9 protein-coding genes are annotated in these 19,629 nt (G+C 42.4%); all 9 read right to left on the bottom strand.

Going from position 1 to position 19,629, the window contains the following annotated elements; genetic code table 11:
• Positions 1–56: 56 nt before the first annotated feature.
• Positions 57–1,304 (bottom strand): condensation domain-containing protein, encoded by a 1,248-nt coding sequence (locus BCF58_RS04175; protein WP_121460525.1) that lies wholly within the window; start codon positions 1,302–1,304, stop codon positions 57–59.
• Positions 1,301–2,539 carry a condensation domain-containing protein gene (locus BCF58_RS04170; RefSeq protein ID WP_228434731.1) on the bottom strand — a complete coding sequence of 413 codons (1,239 nt, stop codon included), beginning with the start codon at positions 2,537–2,539 and terminating at the stop codon, positions 1,301–1,303. The genes BCF58_RS04175 and BCF58_RS04170 overlap by 4 nt, the downstream gene beginning before the upstream one ends.
• A 34-nt stretch (positions 2,540–2,573) precedes the next feature.
• Positions 2,574–4,970, bottom strand: coding sequence for a glycosyltransferase (locus tag BCF58_RS04165; RefSeq protein WP_121460523.1), 2,397 nt, complete (start codon positions 4,968–4,970; stop codon positions 2,574–2,576).
• The gene (locus tag BCF58_RS04160) at positions 4,963–5,754 is read right to left on the bottom strand and encodes an alpha/beta fold hydrolase (RefSeq protein ID WP_121460522.1); all 792 of its coding nucleotides are present in this window, start codon (positions 5,752–5,754) and stop codon (positions 4,963–4,965) included. The genes BCF58_RS04165 and BCF58_RS04160 overlap by 8 nt, the downstream gene beginning before the upstream one ends.
• Positions 5,745–6,044 (bottom strand): acyl carrier protein, encoded by a 300-nt coding sequence (locus tag BCF58_RS04155; RefSeq protein WP_121460521.1) that lies wholly within the window; start codon positions 6,042–6,044, stop codon positions 5,745–5,747. The genes BCF58_RS04160 and BCF58_RS04155 overlap by 10 nt, the downstream gene beginning before the upstream one ends.
• On the bottom strand, positions 6,032–10,267 hold the full coding sequence (locus BCF58_RS04150) for a type I polyketide synthase (protein WP_121460520.1): 4,236 nt from the start codon (positions 10,265–10,267) through the stop codon (positions 6,032–6,034). Before BCF58_RS04150 ends, BCF58_RS04155 begins: the two co-directional genes overlap by 13 nt.
• A 15-nt stretch (positions 10,268–10,282) precedes the next feature.
• Complete coding sequence (locus tag BCF58_RS04145) at positions 10,283–17,152, bottom strand: SDR family NAD(P)-dependent oxidoreductase (protein WP_394337662.1); 6,870 nt, start codon at positions 17,150–17,152, stop codon at positions 10,283–10,285.
• A gap of 822 nt (positions 17,153–17,974) precedes the next feature.
• The gene (locus BCF58_RS04140) at positions 17,975–18,247 is read right to left on the bottom strand and encodes a hypothetical protein (RefSeq protein WP_121460518.1); all 273 of its coding nucleotides are present in this window, start codon (positions 18,245–18,247) and stop codon (positions 17,975–17,977) included.
• A gap of 18 nt (positions 18,248–18,265) precedes the next feature.
• Positions 18,266–19,618 (bottom strand): S41 family peptidase, encoded by a 1,353-nt coding sequence (locus BCF58_RS04135; RefSeq protein ID WP_121461039.1) that lies wholly within the window; start codon positions 19,616–19,618, stop codon positions 18,266–18,268.
• Positions 19,619–19,629: the final 11 nt, after the last annotated feature.

Genomic DNA, 19,629 nt, shown 5'->3' with positions numbered 1-19,629 from the left:
GCGACTCAGCGTTGTTTTTTTGATCGGTTTAGGTTGAGCCTTTTTTATTGTAAATTTCATGAGGTCATCAGCTCAATAGCTTTATCTTTGATTTGTATCGCTTCTTCTTTCGGAAGAAAATGTTCATTGGACATGAAGGTGAAATCCATCTGTTGGTTATAAGTAGTGGCCACCAACGTATTGGAGTTCAGCCAGGGAAACGCAACCGTCGGGCTGTAGATCGTTTCCAGCGTAAAATGCTTATAATCCTGCGGAATATCTATCCTACCCATATTGGATAAGGTAATATCATGTCCTCCTCTGCTCGATTTCAGCATAGAGATCATACGCTCCACAATAGGATGCATCCGCTCGCCCATCCACAGCAGTTCTCTTGCTTCTATTTTTTGGATCTTCCGGGTAAGTTCTTTTTTGATCTCTCCGGCATACTCCCATACGGTCTGAGGGCCTTTTTTTAAAGAAAGTTCCACCGTTGGGGCAAAAGCAAATAAATGATCCTGCCCGATCTCCGGAATAAAGTGGCGCACATCTACAGGACTGATTACCTTCCCTTTGGCTTTCTTCCCTTGTATCTCCTGAAAAGCCTGCATGAATGCGGCACAGAGCAAAGCATGCACAGAAACACCAAGAGTTTTACATTTTCCAGTGATCTGTTGAGTAGTCTGCGAATCCAGCTTCCGGTGAAGGGCATAATTCTTTCCGAGGTTTTTTCTCCTGCTTTTTTTCTGTGTCATGAAGAAAATTTTCGCCATGATCAAATACAAATAAGCCTTATATTTCTTTTTTCCCGCATCGAAACCTGAAGGAAGAAATTCATCCACGGAACGGAATGCCTCATACGGAAGCAATTCCGAAGACGGATCATCCAGCAGGGCAAGGAGCTCACGCATCAGGGTAATCCCGGTAGTGCCGTCAGAGATACAGTGAGGCATCACCCAAAGGATTTCGGACACTTCTTTTCCTTTGATCCAAACCAGGCGGGCCAACGGCTTTTTATCCTCATCGAACAGGCGGAACCATTCCGTTTCAGATTCCAGCAGCCAGTCATTTTCCGTCTGTCTTGGAACCATACGGAGCGGTATAGGCTTTATGTCCATTTCTTCCGTAAAGAAAGGATATGTTTCACTCTGATCATCGATAACCGTTCTCAGCAGAGGATGCTTCTGCTGGATTTTCGCTAAAGCCAGCCGGAAATTCTCTTCCGAAAGCGCGCCGGAGACTTTGGCCGTAAACACACAGTTTAAAGGCGTCTGAGCATCTACATACATGATCCTCTCCACCATCATTAATCTTCGTTTCATCATACTGCCAAAGATTCTATTTGTTGTTGTACGGTCTTCATCATCTCATCACGGATCGCCAGTGCTTCCGAATACGGTAAATAGCCTTCACTTCCTACGAAGGAGAAATCCATTTCGCCCCGGAAGGTAGACGTAACCAGCGTCGTGGTATTCCCTAAAGGCCCGATCACGGAAGGGCTGAAAATAGTGTCCACCATGAACGCCTTGTATTGATGCGGGATCTGGATGCGCCCCAGATTGGAAAACATACAGTCGTTAGACGATTTACCCTGTTTCAGCAGCTTTGTAAAGTTGTTCAGGGCATCATGCCCGGATTCCATCACCATCATCGTGATATAAGGATTGAGCTTAGCCGTTTTACGCTCCACTGCTTCCTGCATCAGGCGTAGATTATCCGGAAAGCTTATTTTCTCGTGCGCCGAAACCACGATCATCAGTCCAAAAGCGAAAATATGATCGTCCTTGATCTGCGGGGCAAAACGCCGGATATCCACCGGACAGGAAACTTTGTTGAAAGCCGATTTCCCTCTCACCTTTCTGAATGCCTGAAGTACCGCTGCACTTAAAAAGGTGTTAACGGTAACATCATTGGATTTACAATAAGCAATCAGTTCCCGGCTCTTTGCCGCATCCAACTTCCAATGGATCAGGTAATCGTTTTGCCGCTCCACCGCTTTTTTGCCTACAGGAATACATTTGATTGCCGTGGCTGCCAGTCTGCCAATGAACCTGGCTTTCAGCTTTTGCCTGCGGTTGTTTAAAATAGCTTCCGGAACCACATCCTGAATTCCCAAAATGGGCTGTTCTATACCGATATCCGCAGCCGGATGATCCAATACCTGTAAAAATTCATACAGGAAGGCCATCGCAGAACCGCCATCACATAAGCAATGATGAAACACGAAAAGCATATCTGAAACCTCCTCACCCCGGATCCATACAAAGCGGATCAGGGGCAATTCCCCGTAATTGAATATCGTATGCCATTCTTTTTTGGATTCTTCCTGCCAGTCGTCCTCTCCTTTCCGGGGCACCAGCCGTACCGGAACAGGTAAAGACGGTTCCGGCACTTCAAACCAGGGAATGTTTTGATCATCATAGGTGATCAGCGCGCTCAACCAGGGATGTTTGGCCTGGATCTGACCCAGGGCATGCTGAATTTGTTCTTCCTTAAAAGTTCCCCGCAGCCTGAACGGGATAACGGCATTGAAAGGCTCCGTTCCGTCTCCCAACAGCATGCGTTCACCGAATAGCAGTCTTCTTTTCATAGCTTTATACAGGAACCAAGGTGGATTGTTCTACAAAATTTTCAAGCAGTTCTACTGCGCGGTCATTACCTCCTGCCGTTAACAAAGTATGTTGAACGTCTTTCGCAGCATTTCTGTACGCCGGGTTTTCCAGCAATTCAAAAACGGTTTGGCGAAGGGCTTCAGCCCGCAGTCTTTTATATCGGATACTGATTCCGCAACCTGCCTTTTCAATCAGTTTTGCAATGTGAAAATGGTCGTAAGCAATGGGTGTGATCAGCATCGGCAATCCGTTGGTGAACGTATCATTTACCGTATTGAAGCCGCCGTGGCAGATCACCATATCCATGTGAGGCATCAATGCCGATTGAGGAACAAAGCTGCTCACGATAAAGTTAGACGGCCATTCTTCAAAGATGTCCGGCGGTGTAGCGGCAATCACCGTTACAGGCTGATTACCCAATGCCGCAATGACTTTTTCAAAAAAGGCTTTCCGGATATCTACCAATAAGGTTCCTAATGACACAAATATTTTTGGGGTCGTGGAGGCTTCCAGCTTTTCCCAGTCGAAAGGAGCAGGATTCGGGCGCCCTTTTACAGGTCCCACAAATTCCATGTGGGACGGAACCGTTTCAAAGTCTGCAAATTTCTGTGAGGTAAATATTAAGTTTAAATGATGAGAATGGATAAAAATACCATCCTCTTCAATCCCGACCTCTTTTTGAAGCTGTCTGATCAAATTCTGCTGCCATTCAAATATTCTCGGGGCACTGTTCTCTGTATCCCCCATCACATCCGGCGGAACGGGCGTTGTCGTCACACACGGAATATTATTTTTATGGGCAAAAAGCGCTCCTCCGAACGTAATACAATCGTTGATGATAACATCAGGCTTCCATTCTTTGGTAAGCGTTTCCAATCCGGGCATCATTATTTTAGCAAAGGGAACGTAGGTTTCTTCCAACGCCAGCTTCATCACTTCAGGTCCTGAACAGGCGGGACCATCGTCCTGTCTTTTTAAAATACGGGCGATCTCCTCCTGATAAGGGATCAGGTCTTCTTCAGGGTAAAAATAGCTTCCGCCTTCTGGAATATGTTTTTGGTCTAAAGGTGTAATTCCGAACCATTTTACCTCATAGCCAAGGGCAATCAGACTTGCCCCGACACTTAAAGTCGGACTGATATGCCCGAAAAACGGGGGAACCACAAATAAAAATTTAGACCTGGGCTTTTCTGTTTTTGATGCTGAAATAGTCTTTTCAAGCAAATCAGCAGCAGTTGCGCTTCCTCCGGCTTCTACAAAAGATTCACGGATGGTTTCCGCTGCCTTTTTATATTCGGGGTTATTCAAAATATGCTGTACGGCTTCGTTTAAATGATGCGCTTTAAACCTGTTAAAATTAAGTCGTTCACCAGCACCTGTGCGCACAACACGGCCCGCCACATGCGACTGGTCATACGCAATCGGAATCACCACCAACGGCAACCCGTTGGAAATGGCTTCGGAAACGGTATTGTGACCTCCGTGGCAGACCACCCCATCCAGATGTGGCAACAATTCGAGCTGTGGAACTTGTTGGTACACCATAAAATTATCCGGCCAGTGATCGAAAAGCTGAGGATCTGAAACGACAACGACCATTACCTCTTCATCTTTAAAAGCATCAATCACCTTTTGAAAAAATGCTTTTTTATGCTCGTGGTCGAAAGTCGTTCCGATGCTTACCAAAATCTTTTTCTTTGAGCTGCGGCTGAATGTTTCCCAATCAAATTCACAGGAAATACGTCTTTCCGTAAGAACCGGTCCGGTGAATTGAAAATGAGCAGGAAGATCCATTTCGCCAAAGAAATACCTTGATGTTAAGACCAATGTCAATATATCCGAACAATCCAAAGCACGGTTTTCTTCAACGCCCAATTCCTTCTGCAGTGCAATGATCTGCTTTTCTTCCCATTCATGGACTTTTGGAAGTTCACTCATGATTTTAATGGCCGCCGGAGCGGTAACCGTTGTAGCGTAAGGCAAACCCAGCTTTTTGGCTGCAATAGAAGCTGCAAATAGCTGATGGTCGCCAATTACCAGATCGGGTTGATACTCCTTTAGCAATGGAATCATTCCGTTATAGCAATGCCTGTTTAAAGGAATCAGCACCTCTTCGTAAAGGAATTTAATGCTGTCGATTCCGTAGACTACTTTTTTAGAGATGATATCGAGATAGTTTTCGCTTTCTCTTTTTTCTTCATCCGTCTGGTCGTATTGAATCAGTAATAATTCTCCGCCTTCCGGAAGTTTGTTTTTTAAATGCTGGTCAAGACTAATCCATGCCACCCGGTGTCCTCTTTCCAGCAGAGTGGCACCAATGCTTAATGTGGGGTTGACATGACCGGTTAAAGGGGGAACTATAAATACAAATTTAGCCATGGTTTTGTGTTAAAGTTTTTAATGATTCTGATAAAAAACGGGCGATGGTTTCCGCAATCAAAACAGGTTCCTGAATCGGGATGTTGTGATCTCCGGGAATTAATTGTAATTCAGAATTTCCGATCTGAGCATTCAGCCATTCTCCGGTCGGCCTGCAGTTGGAATCTTCGCCGTACATCAGCATTGTAGATGGTTTTAATTCCGAAAAATCAACTTCGCTCAGGAAATGCTTTTCTGTGATCATGTCTGCTTTAATAGTGGTTTCATTGAACAGAAACTCATACATACGGTGGTTCTTTTCCATCTGCCTTTTACCCATCTGTACTTTGGTGGTATCGGTGAAATTGGCTACATAATGCTCCAGAAACTCTTTGCTGTAATCATCAATAATATGTCGGGCTTTTTCATCTTGCGGATCTGGTGCTTCGATAATCACCAACTGTTCAACACGGCCTGGTGCTTTTAAAGCGGTTTTCAAAGCAATCAGCCCTCCAAAGCTATACCCGATAAGATGTGCTTTTTCAATATTTAATGCATCCATCAAGGCCAGTACATCAGAGGACATACTGTCCAGATCGTAGCCGTCTGTAAAACGTTCACTCATGCCATGACTTTTCAAATCAAACATTACGACGTGGAAGTGTTTTGCCAGAATCGGAGCAATATTAAAATAATAAATGGAAAGGTTGCTGAACATACCGTGGATCAGTACCACCGTGTGTTCAGCCCCTTTGTTGAGTTCCTGAATATGAACTTTTTTACCGTTGACCGTGATTATTGGCATTCGTAGATATAATTGATAATCCTGTTTAAATCCAGATCGATCAGCTCATCCAGGTCCATTGAAGACAGCCATCCCGTGAAATCGATCTGGTCTCCGAAATGTGCTTTGATCTTTTCGGAAAAAGAAACGATTTCGATACTGTCCATTTCCAGGTCTTTCGTGAACGAACTTTCCGGGGTAATGTCCATTTCCTCTGCAAATTCTTCCCCGATAACTTCTGTGATGAAACCTTTTAAAAGGGTGAATAATTCTTCGTGATTTAATTTTGCGGTTGTGCTTATAGTGTCCATCCTATGATATAATTTTTATGTTTAATGGTTTTGATTTCTGTTTGATTGATCCATAAAGAATCTCCTGTAATTTTTCCGACTTCGAAATTTTTCGGGTTTCCTTTCAGTCCGGTTCCGACGAATTTTCCGTAGGCTTCTTTGGCTACCCAGAATTTGGTCGTCCATTCTGCCTGATCTTTTCCTTTTAATAAGGCTAATTCGTGATCGGTAAAGACCAAATCGTAAAACCCGGAGCTTCGTTCTTCCATGATTTCCATATCGATTCCGACAGGCTTTCCGCTTTTTGCAATTCCGACGGCATCTTTTCCTTTATGGGCTAAAGAAATGTGAATGTCTTTCGTAGCATCTCCGATTAAATATGGTTTTCCGACCTCATCTTTCCCTACTTCAAAAGTGATGGGAAAGCAAGGATGATTTTTTTCTTTTTTAAGAAGGTTTCTCACTGCATCTTTTACCGCAACACGGCTTACCATCCAGCTTTTTCTCTTGTTGGGAAGCAATTGTTGATGATGCTGTTTTTCGGTCTGATTGAAATACCTTTTCAGAATAAAATCCCACGACGCCACCCTTGAATAGGCCTGATGAAAGAAAAATACTTCGGGGGCAATTTCCTCTGAAAGTCGGTTGTGTAAAGGCGACATTGAAACATTCCAAAGCGCGGCATCGATTTCCAGACGGCGGTTTTGCCACCCTGAAATTTTGCACCAGACTTTTCCGTTTCTGGTTAAAAGAATATCTGCAATCGCGAATTCGTCATTCAATTCTGTCAGGCTGCAGGTGCATTCAAAAATGCCGTCCTGATCGTGCAGATCTCCGAAAAATTCAATGTCTTTAATTTTTACGGGGAAGGCAATTCTGTCTTTCGTTAACGTTAACTGCAACCAAAGTCCAAATAATTGTCCTGCATTATCCAACAACGAACCTTTTCCGCCGTTTCCTTTGATTTTCCCGATAATTCCTTTTGTTCCGACTTTTGAAACTTCCGTAATTCCCTGATATTGTTCTCCGTGGAACATGTGCATTTCGTAGATTTCTTCGGGAGTTCTTTCGATGGGTAATATTTCTCCGATGGAAAGGTTGAGCGTAGGATTTGGTCTTGCGGTTGAGGTTAATACAACTTCAGCGTTTGCAAAATTTTCAATATCTAAATAAGCATGATTGGTAGATTTCCATTCTCCTTTTACGGTTTTTTCGAAAGGTTTTGCCACATTCATCCATTGAAAAACACTTACATTCATGATTTTATGAATCTGGCTTCCCGGAATTTCAGCCTGTGCAATTTCTGCTAATTGTTCGAAAATCATCGTCATCGGAATCACGGGTTCTATATCGGCAACTTCTGTCCAGCCTTTTGGTTGTCTCAATAAGCTGTGGTCGATGAGGTAAGGGTGAGTTTCCAACGTGACGTACAATGTTTTTTCAAAATTCTTACTTATCGGAGCCTGAACTTTTGCCAAAACCACATTCGGAATTGAAATTTTCGGACGGTCTTGAAATAAGGTTAAAACCTCTTCCTGCATTTTAATCATGTCCGAAATATTATCCTGAAATGCCTGAACAAGCGGATGTCCTGACTTTGCAACTGCCGCAGAAACTTTTGGCTTCGGTATATCAATTGATTGTGCTAAATGTTGAATCGCTGTAAAATCACGGATAATCGGTGAACCTAATTCCAGTTTCATTCCTTTTCCGGTTGATTTTTTTGGTTGAGTTTGAATATCTAAAAAGTCCAGCGCAACTGTTTTTCCTTCCACAAATAACGCAGCAACCACTCTTTGAAACTGAGCCAGTGCAGAACGTGTCGCAACACTGGAAGCAATTGTACTGAACGCTTTTCCTTTTAAAGTATCATCAATAAATCCGATCAAACCGCCGGTTCCGACCTGAATGAAAAATCTTGCGCCTTCTTCATATAGTTTATCGGTCAGCTCGCGGAAACGGACAGGTTCCACAAGATGTTCCGCACTGAGTTTCCTGATGGATTCCTGATCGGCCGGATACGGTTCCAATGTCGTTGCAGACCATAACGGGATTTTTGTCTGCTGGAATTGTGCTTTTTCCATTCCTGCCAGAATCACATCCAGTTTATCTGCAATAAAAGGCGAGTGAAACCCTGACTGGAACGGTAATATCTGATGAAATATCTGTTTTGACTTTAAAATTGGAACCAGTTCATCCAACGCCGAATTACTTCCGCAAAGAATTACCTGATTCGGGCAATTGTCGTTGGAAATATAAACGTTTTTAATTTCTTCGATAATGGGTTTAATGGTTTCAATTCCTGCTCCGATAGCGATGAATTTAGAATCTTTTAATTCAAAGGTTTCGGGATTTAAAACATCAATTAATGCTTTTACAGAATTTACTTCCGCCAGTTCGGAAGAGTAGCCCGCGAGCCATTCTCCCAAGCTGTGGCCTGCATTCATATCCGGCAAAATTCCCAATTTCTTTAATGAATTATCAAGAATGCTGCAGTTGTTGAAAATATGTAAAGCGTCATTTAACAAACCTTCGCCTTCTGTTTCAATGGGTGCTTTGATGTTGAAATAGTGGCTTACACTTTCGACTTCACCTTTTGCCAACCCGTCTAATCCCGGAAAAACAAACGCCACTTTTTCGCCATTTTGCAACAGGGGTGTGTTGGTATACCAAATATCCTGCTTGTTGCGCCACGGATTATTTTTAGCAACAATTTTAGTTGCTTTTTCAATTCTGGCAGGAGTCGGATCAAATACCGCCACTCGGAAATTTCCTTCGCCGACTGCTGTTTCCTTATTTTGTAAAGCGGTTAATAATTCTTCATGCGTTGGTCTTGCTAAGATTAAAATCTTGTCTTTTTTAGGCATATCATAGCCTTCCAACACTACGTGTGCATTGATTCCTCCGAATCCGAAAGCATTGACAGCCGCCACTTTCGGCAAACCAGTTTTAGACCAGTTTTTCGCCTCTTGTACAGGTTCGAATCGGGTATTCTGCATATCCGAGGTCGGATTTTCGCAGTATAATGTCGGTGGTAATGTATCGTGATGTAGAGCCAGACAAGTTTTGATTAAACCAGCAATTCCCGCAGCGGGCATGGCATGACCGATATTGGATTTTACAGAACCGATTCCGGCAATTTTAGTGCCTTCTTCTTTTCCGAAAAATTGAGCCAATGTCTGCAACTCTGTCTTGTCTCCGAGTGGAGTTCCTGTTCCGTGAGCTTCTAAGTAACCGATTTGATTTTCATCTAAATCTGCATTTTCCCAGGCTTGCTGTAAAGCTTTCAACTGACCTTTCACAGAAGGGCTCATCACACTGGTTCCGTTACCGTCACTGCTGATTCCAACGCCTTTAATGATGGCATAGATTTTATCCTGATCTCGAACGGCATCTTCCAGTCTTTTTAAAACGACAAAGCCACAGCCTTCGCCAATCAACAACCCGTCGGCATCATTGCTGAAAGGCTTGATTTGCTGTTGACGGGATAAAGCACCCAATTGCGCAAAAATACTCCAGAAAGCAGCGTTTTGTCCGGTGTGAACACCTCCTGCAATCATAATATCAGAGCGGCCTCTCTGAAGTTCCTGAACAGCGTGATCCACTGCTAATAAAGCACTTGCACAAGCAGCATCAACAGTAAAAGCAGCACCTCCAAGATTGAATCGGTTCGCCACCAATGAAGCCACTAAATTGGGAATCAATCCCATCGCCGTATCGGCAGCAAAACGCCCTTTTCTTTCCTGAAAAGCATGTTTTACTTTTTCAATATCAGCGGAAGGAACTTCGGGTAACAGCTCCTTTAACAAAGAGGAAATCTGCTCTCCCGTTCTTACAATTTCAATGGCTCGGGTTGCCCCGGGTCCGGTATAGTTTCCTTTCCCAATAATGATTCCCGCTTTTTCGAGCGAAATATTTTTCTTAAATATTCCGGCATCATCCAGGGCTTTCTGAACCAAATCCAATGTTAATAAATGATCAGGTTCAGTCCCTTCCACAGCTAACGGTAAAATTCCAAAAGCGGTCGGATCAAATTCATAATCAGGGATAAACCCGCCACGCTGACAATAAAAACGGTCAACAGGACTGGTATTGTCACTGAAATGCACAGGATCGATCCGGTCCGCTGGGGCCAGCTGGGTAGAATCTACTTTATTGATAATATTCTGCCAAAAAGTGTCGGCATCCTGTGCCCCCGGAAAGATACAAGACAGACCAATGACAGCAACATCTGTTTTTTTCATACCTAATTACAGAGATTACCAGTTAGTTCCGGACATGATTAATACCTGACTTTCCGTTCCGTATTTTATTTCGTTCAGGAAAATTTCCTTGCCCTGTTCCAATGGAATTAAAGAAATACCTCTTCTTTCATATTCTGTTTCCAGTGTTGGAGAAACCATTCCGGCTCCTTTCCACGGGCCCCAGTTGATGGAAATTACTTTTCCTTTTAATTTTTTATGTAAAGCATTCGCATAATCATCCAATACGGAGTTTGCCGCTGCGTAATCGGTCTGACCTTTATTTCCATACACCGAAGCGATGCTTGAAAACAATACCACAAACTGACAATCGGTACGAAGCTGTTCTGCCAGTACACGAAGCGGTTTTACTTTGGTATCAAAAACTCTCCCGAAAGAGCTTGTTGTTTTTTGCCTGAATAATTTATCTTCCAACAATCCTGCACCATGAATAACGCCGTCTAAACGGTTGTATTTTTCGTAAATATTATTAATTAATTCAGACAACCCATTTTCATCACAAAGGTCTAATGATTGGTAAACAATCGTATTGCCCAATTGCTCCATATCCCGGATCGTACGCAGGATCTGATTGTTTTTGAAAATTTTTATCGTTTCTTTTTCGATTTCGGAAGGGGAAGTGAATGTTCCGGATTTGATAAGACAGGCTCTTATTTCTTCCTTGGTTTTGAATGCTTCTAATTCACTATTGGTTGCCTGATTTCTCGGATCTGCCGATCTTCCGACCAAAACATAGGTACAAGGATAAGCCTGTGACATGTGTTTCACCAACTCGGAAGTGATTCCCTGTGCGCCCCCTAAAACCAAAACAACGGATTGTTGATCCAGTTGAATATGAGCTTCTTCCAGGCTGTTTGACAAAGGTGACGGGATGATGTCGACTTTATGCCTCTGGTCGTTTTTATAAATAACTTCGGAAGGCTTATCGGTTGATAGTATTTCTTTTAAAGCAATCTCGGCGATCTGATCGATTTGTTGAGGAGAGCTCAGGCTGATCAATCTGCAATTCGTCTGTTCAAATTCACGGGCCAGGCTTTTAAAAAGTCCGGGGTGTCCTTTGTAATGGCGCAAAAGTGTAGTATCCGTCAGCTCCTGCACATGAGCCGGAATATCAGAGATCAGGTAAATCCATTGGGCTTTATCAAGATCCATTTTTTTAATCAGATCCACATGATCGATAATATTGTGTTTCACGGAAGATGAGAACAGATCAAGAATAATTAAGCCGTCAAAATCTTTTAAATCTTGATCGGAATCAATCAATTCTGCAATTGCGCCATGTTTTTCAAGTTCGTTTTTGATAGCTAACGTCTGATTGTTGTCGTTTTGAGTGATGGCAAAACGCTTTCCGTGTAGAATTTCCTTATTTTCAATTAACGAAACATCCGTTGGAGTTAAGTCGAAACGAAGCCGTGATAAAGGATTTTGTTCGGGTTCAGGCGTACTGTTTCCGTTCATTTCATTGATCCATGAAGCCAGTCCGTTCAATGTTTTGATGGCGGCTAGTTTTTCCATGAGATCATCTGCTTGCTCCATATCGCCACCGAAACCTATTTTTGTTTTAAGATCACCGATAATTTCCATACGTTTGATGGAATCGATGCTTAAATCTGCTTCCAAATCAAGGTCTAAGCCTAACATTTCTTTAGGATAGCCCGTTTTATCGCTCACAATATTTAAAATGGCCGTCTGAAGTTCTTCAAGAGAAAATACAGCCTGCTTCTGAGTTTTTGGAGGTGCTGTTTGTGTACATACATTTTTCTCTGAACTTATTGTCGTGTTTGTTCCGCTATATTCCGTTAGCCAAGAAACCAAACCGTTTAATGTTTTAATTCCTGCCAATTGTTCCATGATGGTGTCTTCATTAGCATTATTGGAAGAGAAAGAACCTAACTCATTTTTCAAAGTTCCAATGATTTCAACTCTTTTAATGGAGTCGATGCTTAGATCTGCTTCCAGATCCATTTCCATACCCAACATTTCGTGAGGGTATCCTGTTTTATCGCTCACAACCTGCAGTAATAAAGATTTAATATCTTTCGCCGGAACTTCCGCTGCCGGAATGAAAACAGACTTTTCAATTCCATCACTTGATGGACTCGAGATCACAGGAGCCTGATGATTGGAGTGCACCTGAACTGAGGGAGTATGGACAACAGGAACCGGATTGACCTGTGGATTCTGCCCCAGGAAGGTAAGCATCACATCACGCTGCGCCTGTATCATTAATTTCATACTGTTTAAATACTCCTGCAGCATACGTTCTGTATTAGACTGGTTTTCAGTAGTAGTACCCTGATTATTATTAATTAAACTGTTCATTTGAAGTGGATTTATGATAGGTAAAGCACCGTTGGCAGGAAGTGCGCCTGTAGTAGGATGTGCAGCTTGTCCGTTGACACGCCAGATAGCCGGATTTTTTCTGTATAATTCCGGTTGGTCAATTTGAATGACCTGAGCATTACGTCCGTCGAAAAGTTTAGCCAAATTAAAATCCCGTCCTGTTCCCAAATACTGAGCAAGCATAGAAAGCAGATGGCTAAGCTTATTACGATTATTATCTTCAACAAACAGGGTTATATGGTCTTGATCTAAACAGGATTTCGTTAATCCCGTCAATACTTTTCCAGGACCAACTTCAATGAATATTCTTGCGCCGTCATTGTACATTGCCTGAAGTTGTTCAACAAATCGCACCGGTTGAACCAAATGATCGGTCAATCTTTCTTTGATTTCAGAAGCGGTTGCAGGATAGATTTCTGCCGTCGTATTGGACCAGACAGGAATCTGCATTTCGTTGAACGGAACATTCTCTAAAACAGTTTGATATAAGCCTTTAGATTTCGCCAACAACGGACTGTGGAATGCACAGGCAACTTCCAGTTTTTTAGCTGAAATTCTTTCCTGCTTTAAAACTTCCATTAATTTGTTGATGGCTTCTGTAGTTCCAGCTACCACACACTGAGCCGGAGCATTGTAATTTACGGGATAACAACCTTCAACCTTTTCTAAAATCGGCTGCAAGTTTTCCCTTGTCGAACTTACCGCGATCATAGAACCCGGATCGCCGCCTTCAACGGAATTTAAAATCGATTGTGCTCTTTGGATACTTAAATCAACCAATTTTTCTTCTTCGAAAACGCCTGCAAAACATAAAGCAGGTAATTCTCCGTAGCTATGACCCGCCAACATATCCGGAACAATTCCGATGGATCGTAAAAATTGAGCTAAAGCCAAATCAACAATGCCTAATAGCGGTTGTGCCAGACGAGTGTCTTTAATGGTTTCTTTTTGCTGCTTTAAAGCCGCTTCATCAAATGTTTTAGAAGGGAAAACCACTTTTTCCAGTTCAGGATAAGAGTTGATGAGTTTTCGCATGGGCGGGAAAGCAACAAATAGTTCACGGGCCATATTGATTCGCTGGCTGCCCTGTCCAGGAAACAGGAAGGCTACTTTGCCCTCTTTCTTATGGACAGTGAAGGTATCTTTGCTTTCAATTCCTGCCAGCGCCAGTTCAATATTCATAATCAGATGTTCTGCCGTGTCAGCAACCATACTTAACTGAATGGGTTTTTCCGAACCGACAGCGAGACTGTAAGCAATATTTTTTAAGGGAATATGATCATTGATTTCCAGTAAAGATTTGACCTGAGCCAATTGACTTTTTGCTTCTTCATAGCTATTCCCTCTGAATACGAACAGCTCTGATGGCCACGACTGCAACGCTATAGAATCATCTTCTTTGGGGTGATTGGCAATTACCGTGTGGAAATTGGTGCCACCGAATCCAAAAGCACTGATCCCGGCATAGCGGTCTCTTGTTGTCCATAACCCGCTTTCCTCATGAAAGGCAAAAGGGCTTGTCTGAGGGTTATAATAAGCATTGGGTTGCTGAAGATGGAGGGTCGGAGGCTTTACGCCATGATAGACTGCCAAAGAGGCTTTGATAAGACCGGCTAATCCGGCGGCACACTTGGTATGCCCGATCTGTGTTTTTACGGAACCTAAATGGGTTTGCCCCGGTACAGCCCCTGAACGGCTGAACAGATTGGTTAATGCGCTCAATTCTGTTCTGTCTCCCACCACGGTTCCGGTTCCGTGAGCTTCAATTAAGCCTACTGAAGCAGGGCTGATTCCTGCTTGTGTATATGCTCGCTCCAGTGCTCTTACCTGACCTATTTTTCTTGGTGCCGTAAGGCCGAGAGCTTTACCGTCACTTGACCCTCCTACTCCTTTGATGACCGAATAAATGCGGTCTCCGTCGCGCACAGCATCTTCATACCGTTTTAAAACAAGGATGGCCACTCCTTCACCGAGGGCAATACCATCTGCTTCACTATCGAATGTGGCACACCTTCCTTTTCTGGAAAGGGCATGTGTACTGGAAAACATCAGATAATCATTAATCCCATTATGAAGATCAGCCCCACCGGCAAGAACCATATCTGATTTTCCTAATATCAATTCCTGGCATGCCAGGTCAATAGCTGCCAATGAGGAAGCACAAGCCGCATCTACGGTAAAGTTTCTTCCGCCAAGATCAAGGCGGTTGGTGATCCTCCCTGCAATAACATTGGCTAAAATGCCCGGGAAAGAATCTTCTGTTGTATGGGGAAAGGCTTCTTTTACTTCTTGATGAAGCTCTCCGAATACCTGTTTGTAATATCCTCTGAAACTATAACTATTGGCAAGATCATTTCCTCCTTCCGCACCGATAATTACAGAAATATTTTCCCTGTTGATATGTTTTTCGCCATAGCCTGCATCTTCCATGGCACGTTTGGCCACCAGCAGTGTGAGCAATTGCGTGGGTTCAATGGCTGCCAAAGATTGTGGCGGAATTCCGAATGCCAGCGGATCAAAATCAATTTTCGGAATAAAACCACCCCATTTGGAATGGGACACGTCTGCTTCGTTAGAATCCGGGTGATAATAAAGTTCTTTGTTCCATCTTTCGTCAGGGACTTCCGTAACACTGTCTTTTCCAAGGATGATATTGCGCCAGTATTCTTCCAGGTTTTTGGCATCCGGAAAAATGCATTCCATCCCGATAATGGCAATATCCAGCGGTTTTTCTACCGATGCAGGCTTTTCCGGTAAAATTGCCTTTTCAATATATTCATAATTGCCGACACTTACATTTTGATGAAGTTCTGCCAGGGAAATCACACGGTCATGCATGGCTGCTACCTGCCCGATCATGTACATCCCTAACTCTAGCTGTTCAGAGGCAGAAATACGGACTAACTGATCGCCTTGCCGCTCTACACCTTTCGCTGCAATCCGAAGCCTGCCAACGTTTAATTTTTCAAGCTGTTCCCAGACTTGTTTCTTATCAGTTCCGGATTCTATAAGTTTGGCCTTCTCGGAATTAAAATATTGTGCAAACGCGGTATTCAAACAGCGGGTTTCATGTCCCGGGGCTGTCTCCAGCAAAACCGTATCTTTTGCCTGCATAGCCTGCCACTGAAACTCTTCCTGAATAGCACCACAAGAAACGGCTTCCTGGGTATAGAGATAAGCAGTCCCCATCAATACTCCGACTTTTACGCCTCGGGCCGCTAAAGGTGCTGCCATAATGGAGACGAATGCCGTTGAAAATGCATTATGGATACCTCCTGCAAAAAATACACTGATCTTTTCGGGGTGATCTTCTTTTAAGATACGCTCAATCTGTTTTTCCCAAAGGACCATACTTGAAAGCGGGCCTACGTGTCCCCCGCATTCGCGTCCTTCAAATATAAAGTTGGTTGCTCCTTCTTTCAGGAAAATATCCAACAGAGCCGGGGAAGGAACATGTAAGAATGTTTTTATCCCCTCTTTTTCAAATATTTTAGCCTGTGCCGGCCTTCCTCCGGCGATCAGGACAACAGGTGGTTTGGCTTCCAGTATATAAGAGGTCTGCTGTTCTCTCAGTTCCTGAGGGGCAAACCCCAGAATCCCTATTCCCCAGGTTTTTTCACCTGCCAATCTTTTAGTATCCATCACCAGAGCTTTGGCCTGCTCTCCTTTCAATAAAGACAAAGCGACAAATGGTAAAGCACCGGCTTCTGCTACCGCATTGGCAAACAAAGGCACATCACTTACACGGGTCATTGGCCCTTGTGCAATGGGATAATGCAGACCAAGATCTTTGGCCAGCGTATTTTCCGGACTGATCACCTGAAGTGCTTTAGCTTGTTTCAGATGGCCATACATGGCTTCTTTGAAGCCGAAAACCAATTTTTTCAGGTTTTTAAAGTCTTCGTATAAATCTGTTGCCAAGGAAATGTCCTGCCCCATTGGAATGTAGCTCGTACCCGGGTCAAGATCGGTAAAATATGATTGAAGATCTTCAGCAGTGGCATTTTCCGGTAAAACAGGTGAGTTGGGTCTCACCAATACTCGATGATTGGCTATCATCTTAGTTTCTGTTCCGTTCAATTTGGAACATAGATCTTTAATTTCCTGCGGAACAGAGCTTTCAGGAAAAAGAGCAAGCTGGCTATCGAGCACTACACCGGCGGCTCCCAGTGCCTTTGCTGCGGCTGCGGTATGAAGCCCAATCCCCCCTTGTATCCATACAGGTATTGTTTTAATTTCTTTAATGATACGTTGGAACAATACAAAGGTGGATTCATAGCCGACGAGTCCGCCTGCTTCATTTCCTTTTATAATGATACCTTTTGCACCTGCCTGTTCAGCGTTTCGGGCTTCCTCTAAACTACCTACCTGATATATTATGGGTAATTCTGAAGAGGCATGTATAGAAATACCGGAGGGAAGAATGATAAGGCTTACTTTTTCCGGGATGGAAAGTGACGTTAATTCGTTATTGGGGAATGAAATACCATAAGATGGTACATGTATTTGATCAAGTTGATTCAATGCCTCCCGGGCGGCCGTTAGCTCGTACCCTAAGCTGAGAACGGGAAATGCTCCCGCCTGATGCAATTTGAGCATAAGGTTAACATCCGGCTTTTCAAAAGGCGTAAGTCCGATAATGGTTAAGTTTTTCATGGCATTAGATATTGGATGATCACAGAAATTCCAAACAAGCGCAATACCTTCCGGTATCAAAAACGATTGTGTAAAGCGGAATAAAAGTAAATAATTTTGTTATGTATTTAATTATAAAAAGAATTTGATAACGATTTTTTAATAGTGCTGTTATTCACTGACCAAATACTTTTAATTAAGACATTATTAGTCGGAGAACCGATGTTATGTTCTACAAAAGGGACTACGTAAAAAAGGGCTACATTTTTCATTGTGTTGATAGTATTGAATTGATCTGAGGGAAATTCCAAACAAAACGCTATGCATCAGATGTACAGACAGTTCTGTTATGGCTGAATAAGAGTAATTGCTTTTTTGTTATATTTTTAATAATAAAGATAATTTGATATTAATTGCCAAATAACCATTCATGTCTATGGTTTATATTTTTATTCTTAGAAATAATTTATTACAATTTGTGTATTTATAATTATAAAGATTTATAATTATTTAGTTTTAAGCAAATATAGAAATAAAAAAGTGATAATTCAACCATAAGAGATTTGTTTTTTTTATATTACAAAAAGATAATATGTGAAGTCTCTGAAACAAGTAGAAATAATTCCGGAATAGTCAACCCATACAAAAAGGCTTAACCAAATGCCAAGCCTTTACTTCAAAGAAAGAATTTTCATTGTTTATAAATATTTATTATTCCTGCCTTACCTTTCTTTTCAATTCCCGCAATCTCGCAGTCACTGATTTATGTAAATCAAGATGGTATTGCCGGTAATTTTTAATACTGTTTTCCAATTGCTTTTTATTCATCAGATACTCATTATAAAGTTCGTCCAATTCTGAAGTTCGGGAGATGATATCAGAGGACTGAATATCGGATTCATTATTTATTTCATTTAATAAGTACCGATAATACTTCATACGATCTATAAGGCTGCTGTGAAATTTAGGATCTATTCCCTGCATTGTATTATTATTTATAGGTTACTTTCCAATTTCTGTAAAAGGGGGTAGATCACTTTGAAATAAAATGTCGGGCTTTTTATCAAAAGATCCTGTATTGGCAGATTTTAAATAAATGGTATTCAACACGGAGGATATGAGGGTTTCATCAGGATCACCCAACGGCAATAATGGCAATGCCATAAATTCACTAACAACAGTTTGCGGGATAATCCCGTTATTGTACCCGCCCCCGCCGTTAGCATTGAATACTTTATAAATAACAGGATGAATCTGCCATGAGATCTTTCTCGGCTTTCTTTTATCATCAATAATAAATCCTGCCATGTCCTTTCCAAGGGTTACCTCACCCATCTGAATAACCTGCATATAAGGTTTAAGGTTATTGATCACTATTTCCGATGCTGATGCCGTACTATTTGATGTGATAATATACACTTTGCTTAATCCCAGGGCATTGGCATGAAGTGTATTGAAATCAAGGGCATCCGAATCGTACGCGATCTGTTGTGAAAACGTTCTCTTCACTTCTCCGCCGTTTTTATTTCCTTTATAAATAATAAACGGAGAATGAGCAGATATTCCCGAGGGAATCAGTGAACATAGGGCTGCAGCTGAGGACACAGAACCTCCGTAATTATACCGGAGATCAAGGATAAGCTCCTGAACTCCCGCTACTTTAAAATCAGCGAATTTCTGATTCAGGGCAGGTGTCATTCCATCCGGAAAGTCATAGATATAAAGGTAGCCCGTTTTTTTACCGTTTTTTTCAAAAATTTTAGACATAATCGGCTGCTGGAATGAAAAGCCATAATACACCATAATATTTTTTTCATTCACAATGGAACCGTTCACCCAATTTCCTACCGTAAGTTCCAGGACAGTATGATCCGCAATAGAGGATGTCAATTGTCCTACATTTGCTGCTGTAATAGCCTGACCATTGATCTTTTTTATCATCATCCCTCTTTCCAGCCCTGCATTTAAGGCGGGAGAATTCTTAAGCACAAGCTTTATGACGGTGGCTATTTCTCCATTTGCGAGCTGTAAAACGGCAAAGTCAAAGCCATACATATTGCGCACAGAACGGGGATACGTGGAAGAATCTTCGGTATTGACAATGAAAGAAAACCGATCCTGGGGAGATAATAAGCTTTTAAAAAAATCTTTTACCGGAAGATGGTAATTGGGCTTAGCCGGCATCTGGTCTGCCCAATAATAATACCTTTTCATGCTGTCCTGAACCCATGCATTCACATATTCCGTGGTTCCTTCCGGGAATTCGGGAATATCCTGATCCCTTTGGGTACAAGAAACGGCAAAGATGGATGCCATGATCAGCGTTAATACCTGAAGTGTAAAGAAATTTTTCATCAACCCGTTAA

Source organism: Chryseobacterium defluvii, from assembly GCF_003634775.1.
GTDB lineage: Bacteria > Bacteroidota > Bacteroidia > Flavobacteriales > Weeksellaceae > Chryseobacterium > Chryseobacterium defluvii.
Note: the sequence above shows the minus strand (reverse complement) of the source record. Positions and strands in the feature narration are given on the sequence as shown.

Bases quoted from the DNA above. Each gene is read 5' to 3' on its own strand.
- BCF58_RS04175 (WP_121460525.1), bottom strand. From the start codon at position 1,304: ATGATGAAACGAAGATTAATGATGGTGGAGAGGATCATGTATGTAGAT.
- BCF58_RS04170 (WP_228434731.1), bottom strand. From the start codon at position 2,539: ATGCTGTTGGGAGACGGAACGGAGCCTTTCAATGCCGTTATCCCGTTC.
- BCF58_RS04165 (WP_121460523.1), bottom strand. From the start codon at position 4,970: ATGGCTAAATTTGTATTTATAGTTCCCCCTTTAACCGGTCATGTCAAC.
- BCF58_RS04160 (WP_121460522.1), bottom strand. From the start codon at position 5,754: ATGCCAATAATCACGGTCAACGGTAAAAAAGTTCATATTCAGGAACTC.
- BCF58_RS04155 (WP_121460521.1), bottom strand. From the start codon at position 6,044: ATGGACACTATAAGCACAACCGCAAAATTAAATCACGAAGAATTATTC.
- BCF58_RS04150 (WP_121460520.1), bottom strand. From the start codon at position 10,267: ATGAAAAAAACAGATGTTGCTGTCATTGGTCTGTCTTGTATCTTTCCG.
- BCF58_RS04140 (WP_121460518.1), bottom strand. From the start codon at position 18,247: ATGCAGGGAATAGATCCTAAATTTCACAGCAGCCTTATAGATCGTATG.
- BCF58_RS04135 (WP_121461039.1), bottom strand. From the start codon at position 19,618: ATGAAAAATTTCTTTACACTTCAGGTATTAACGCTGATCATGGCATCC.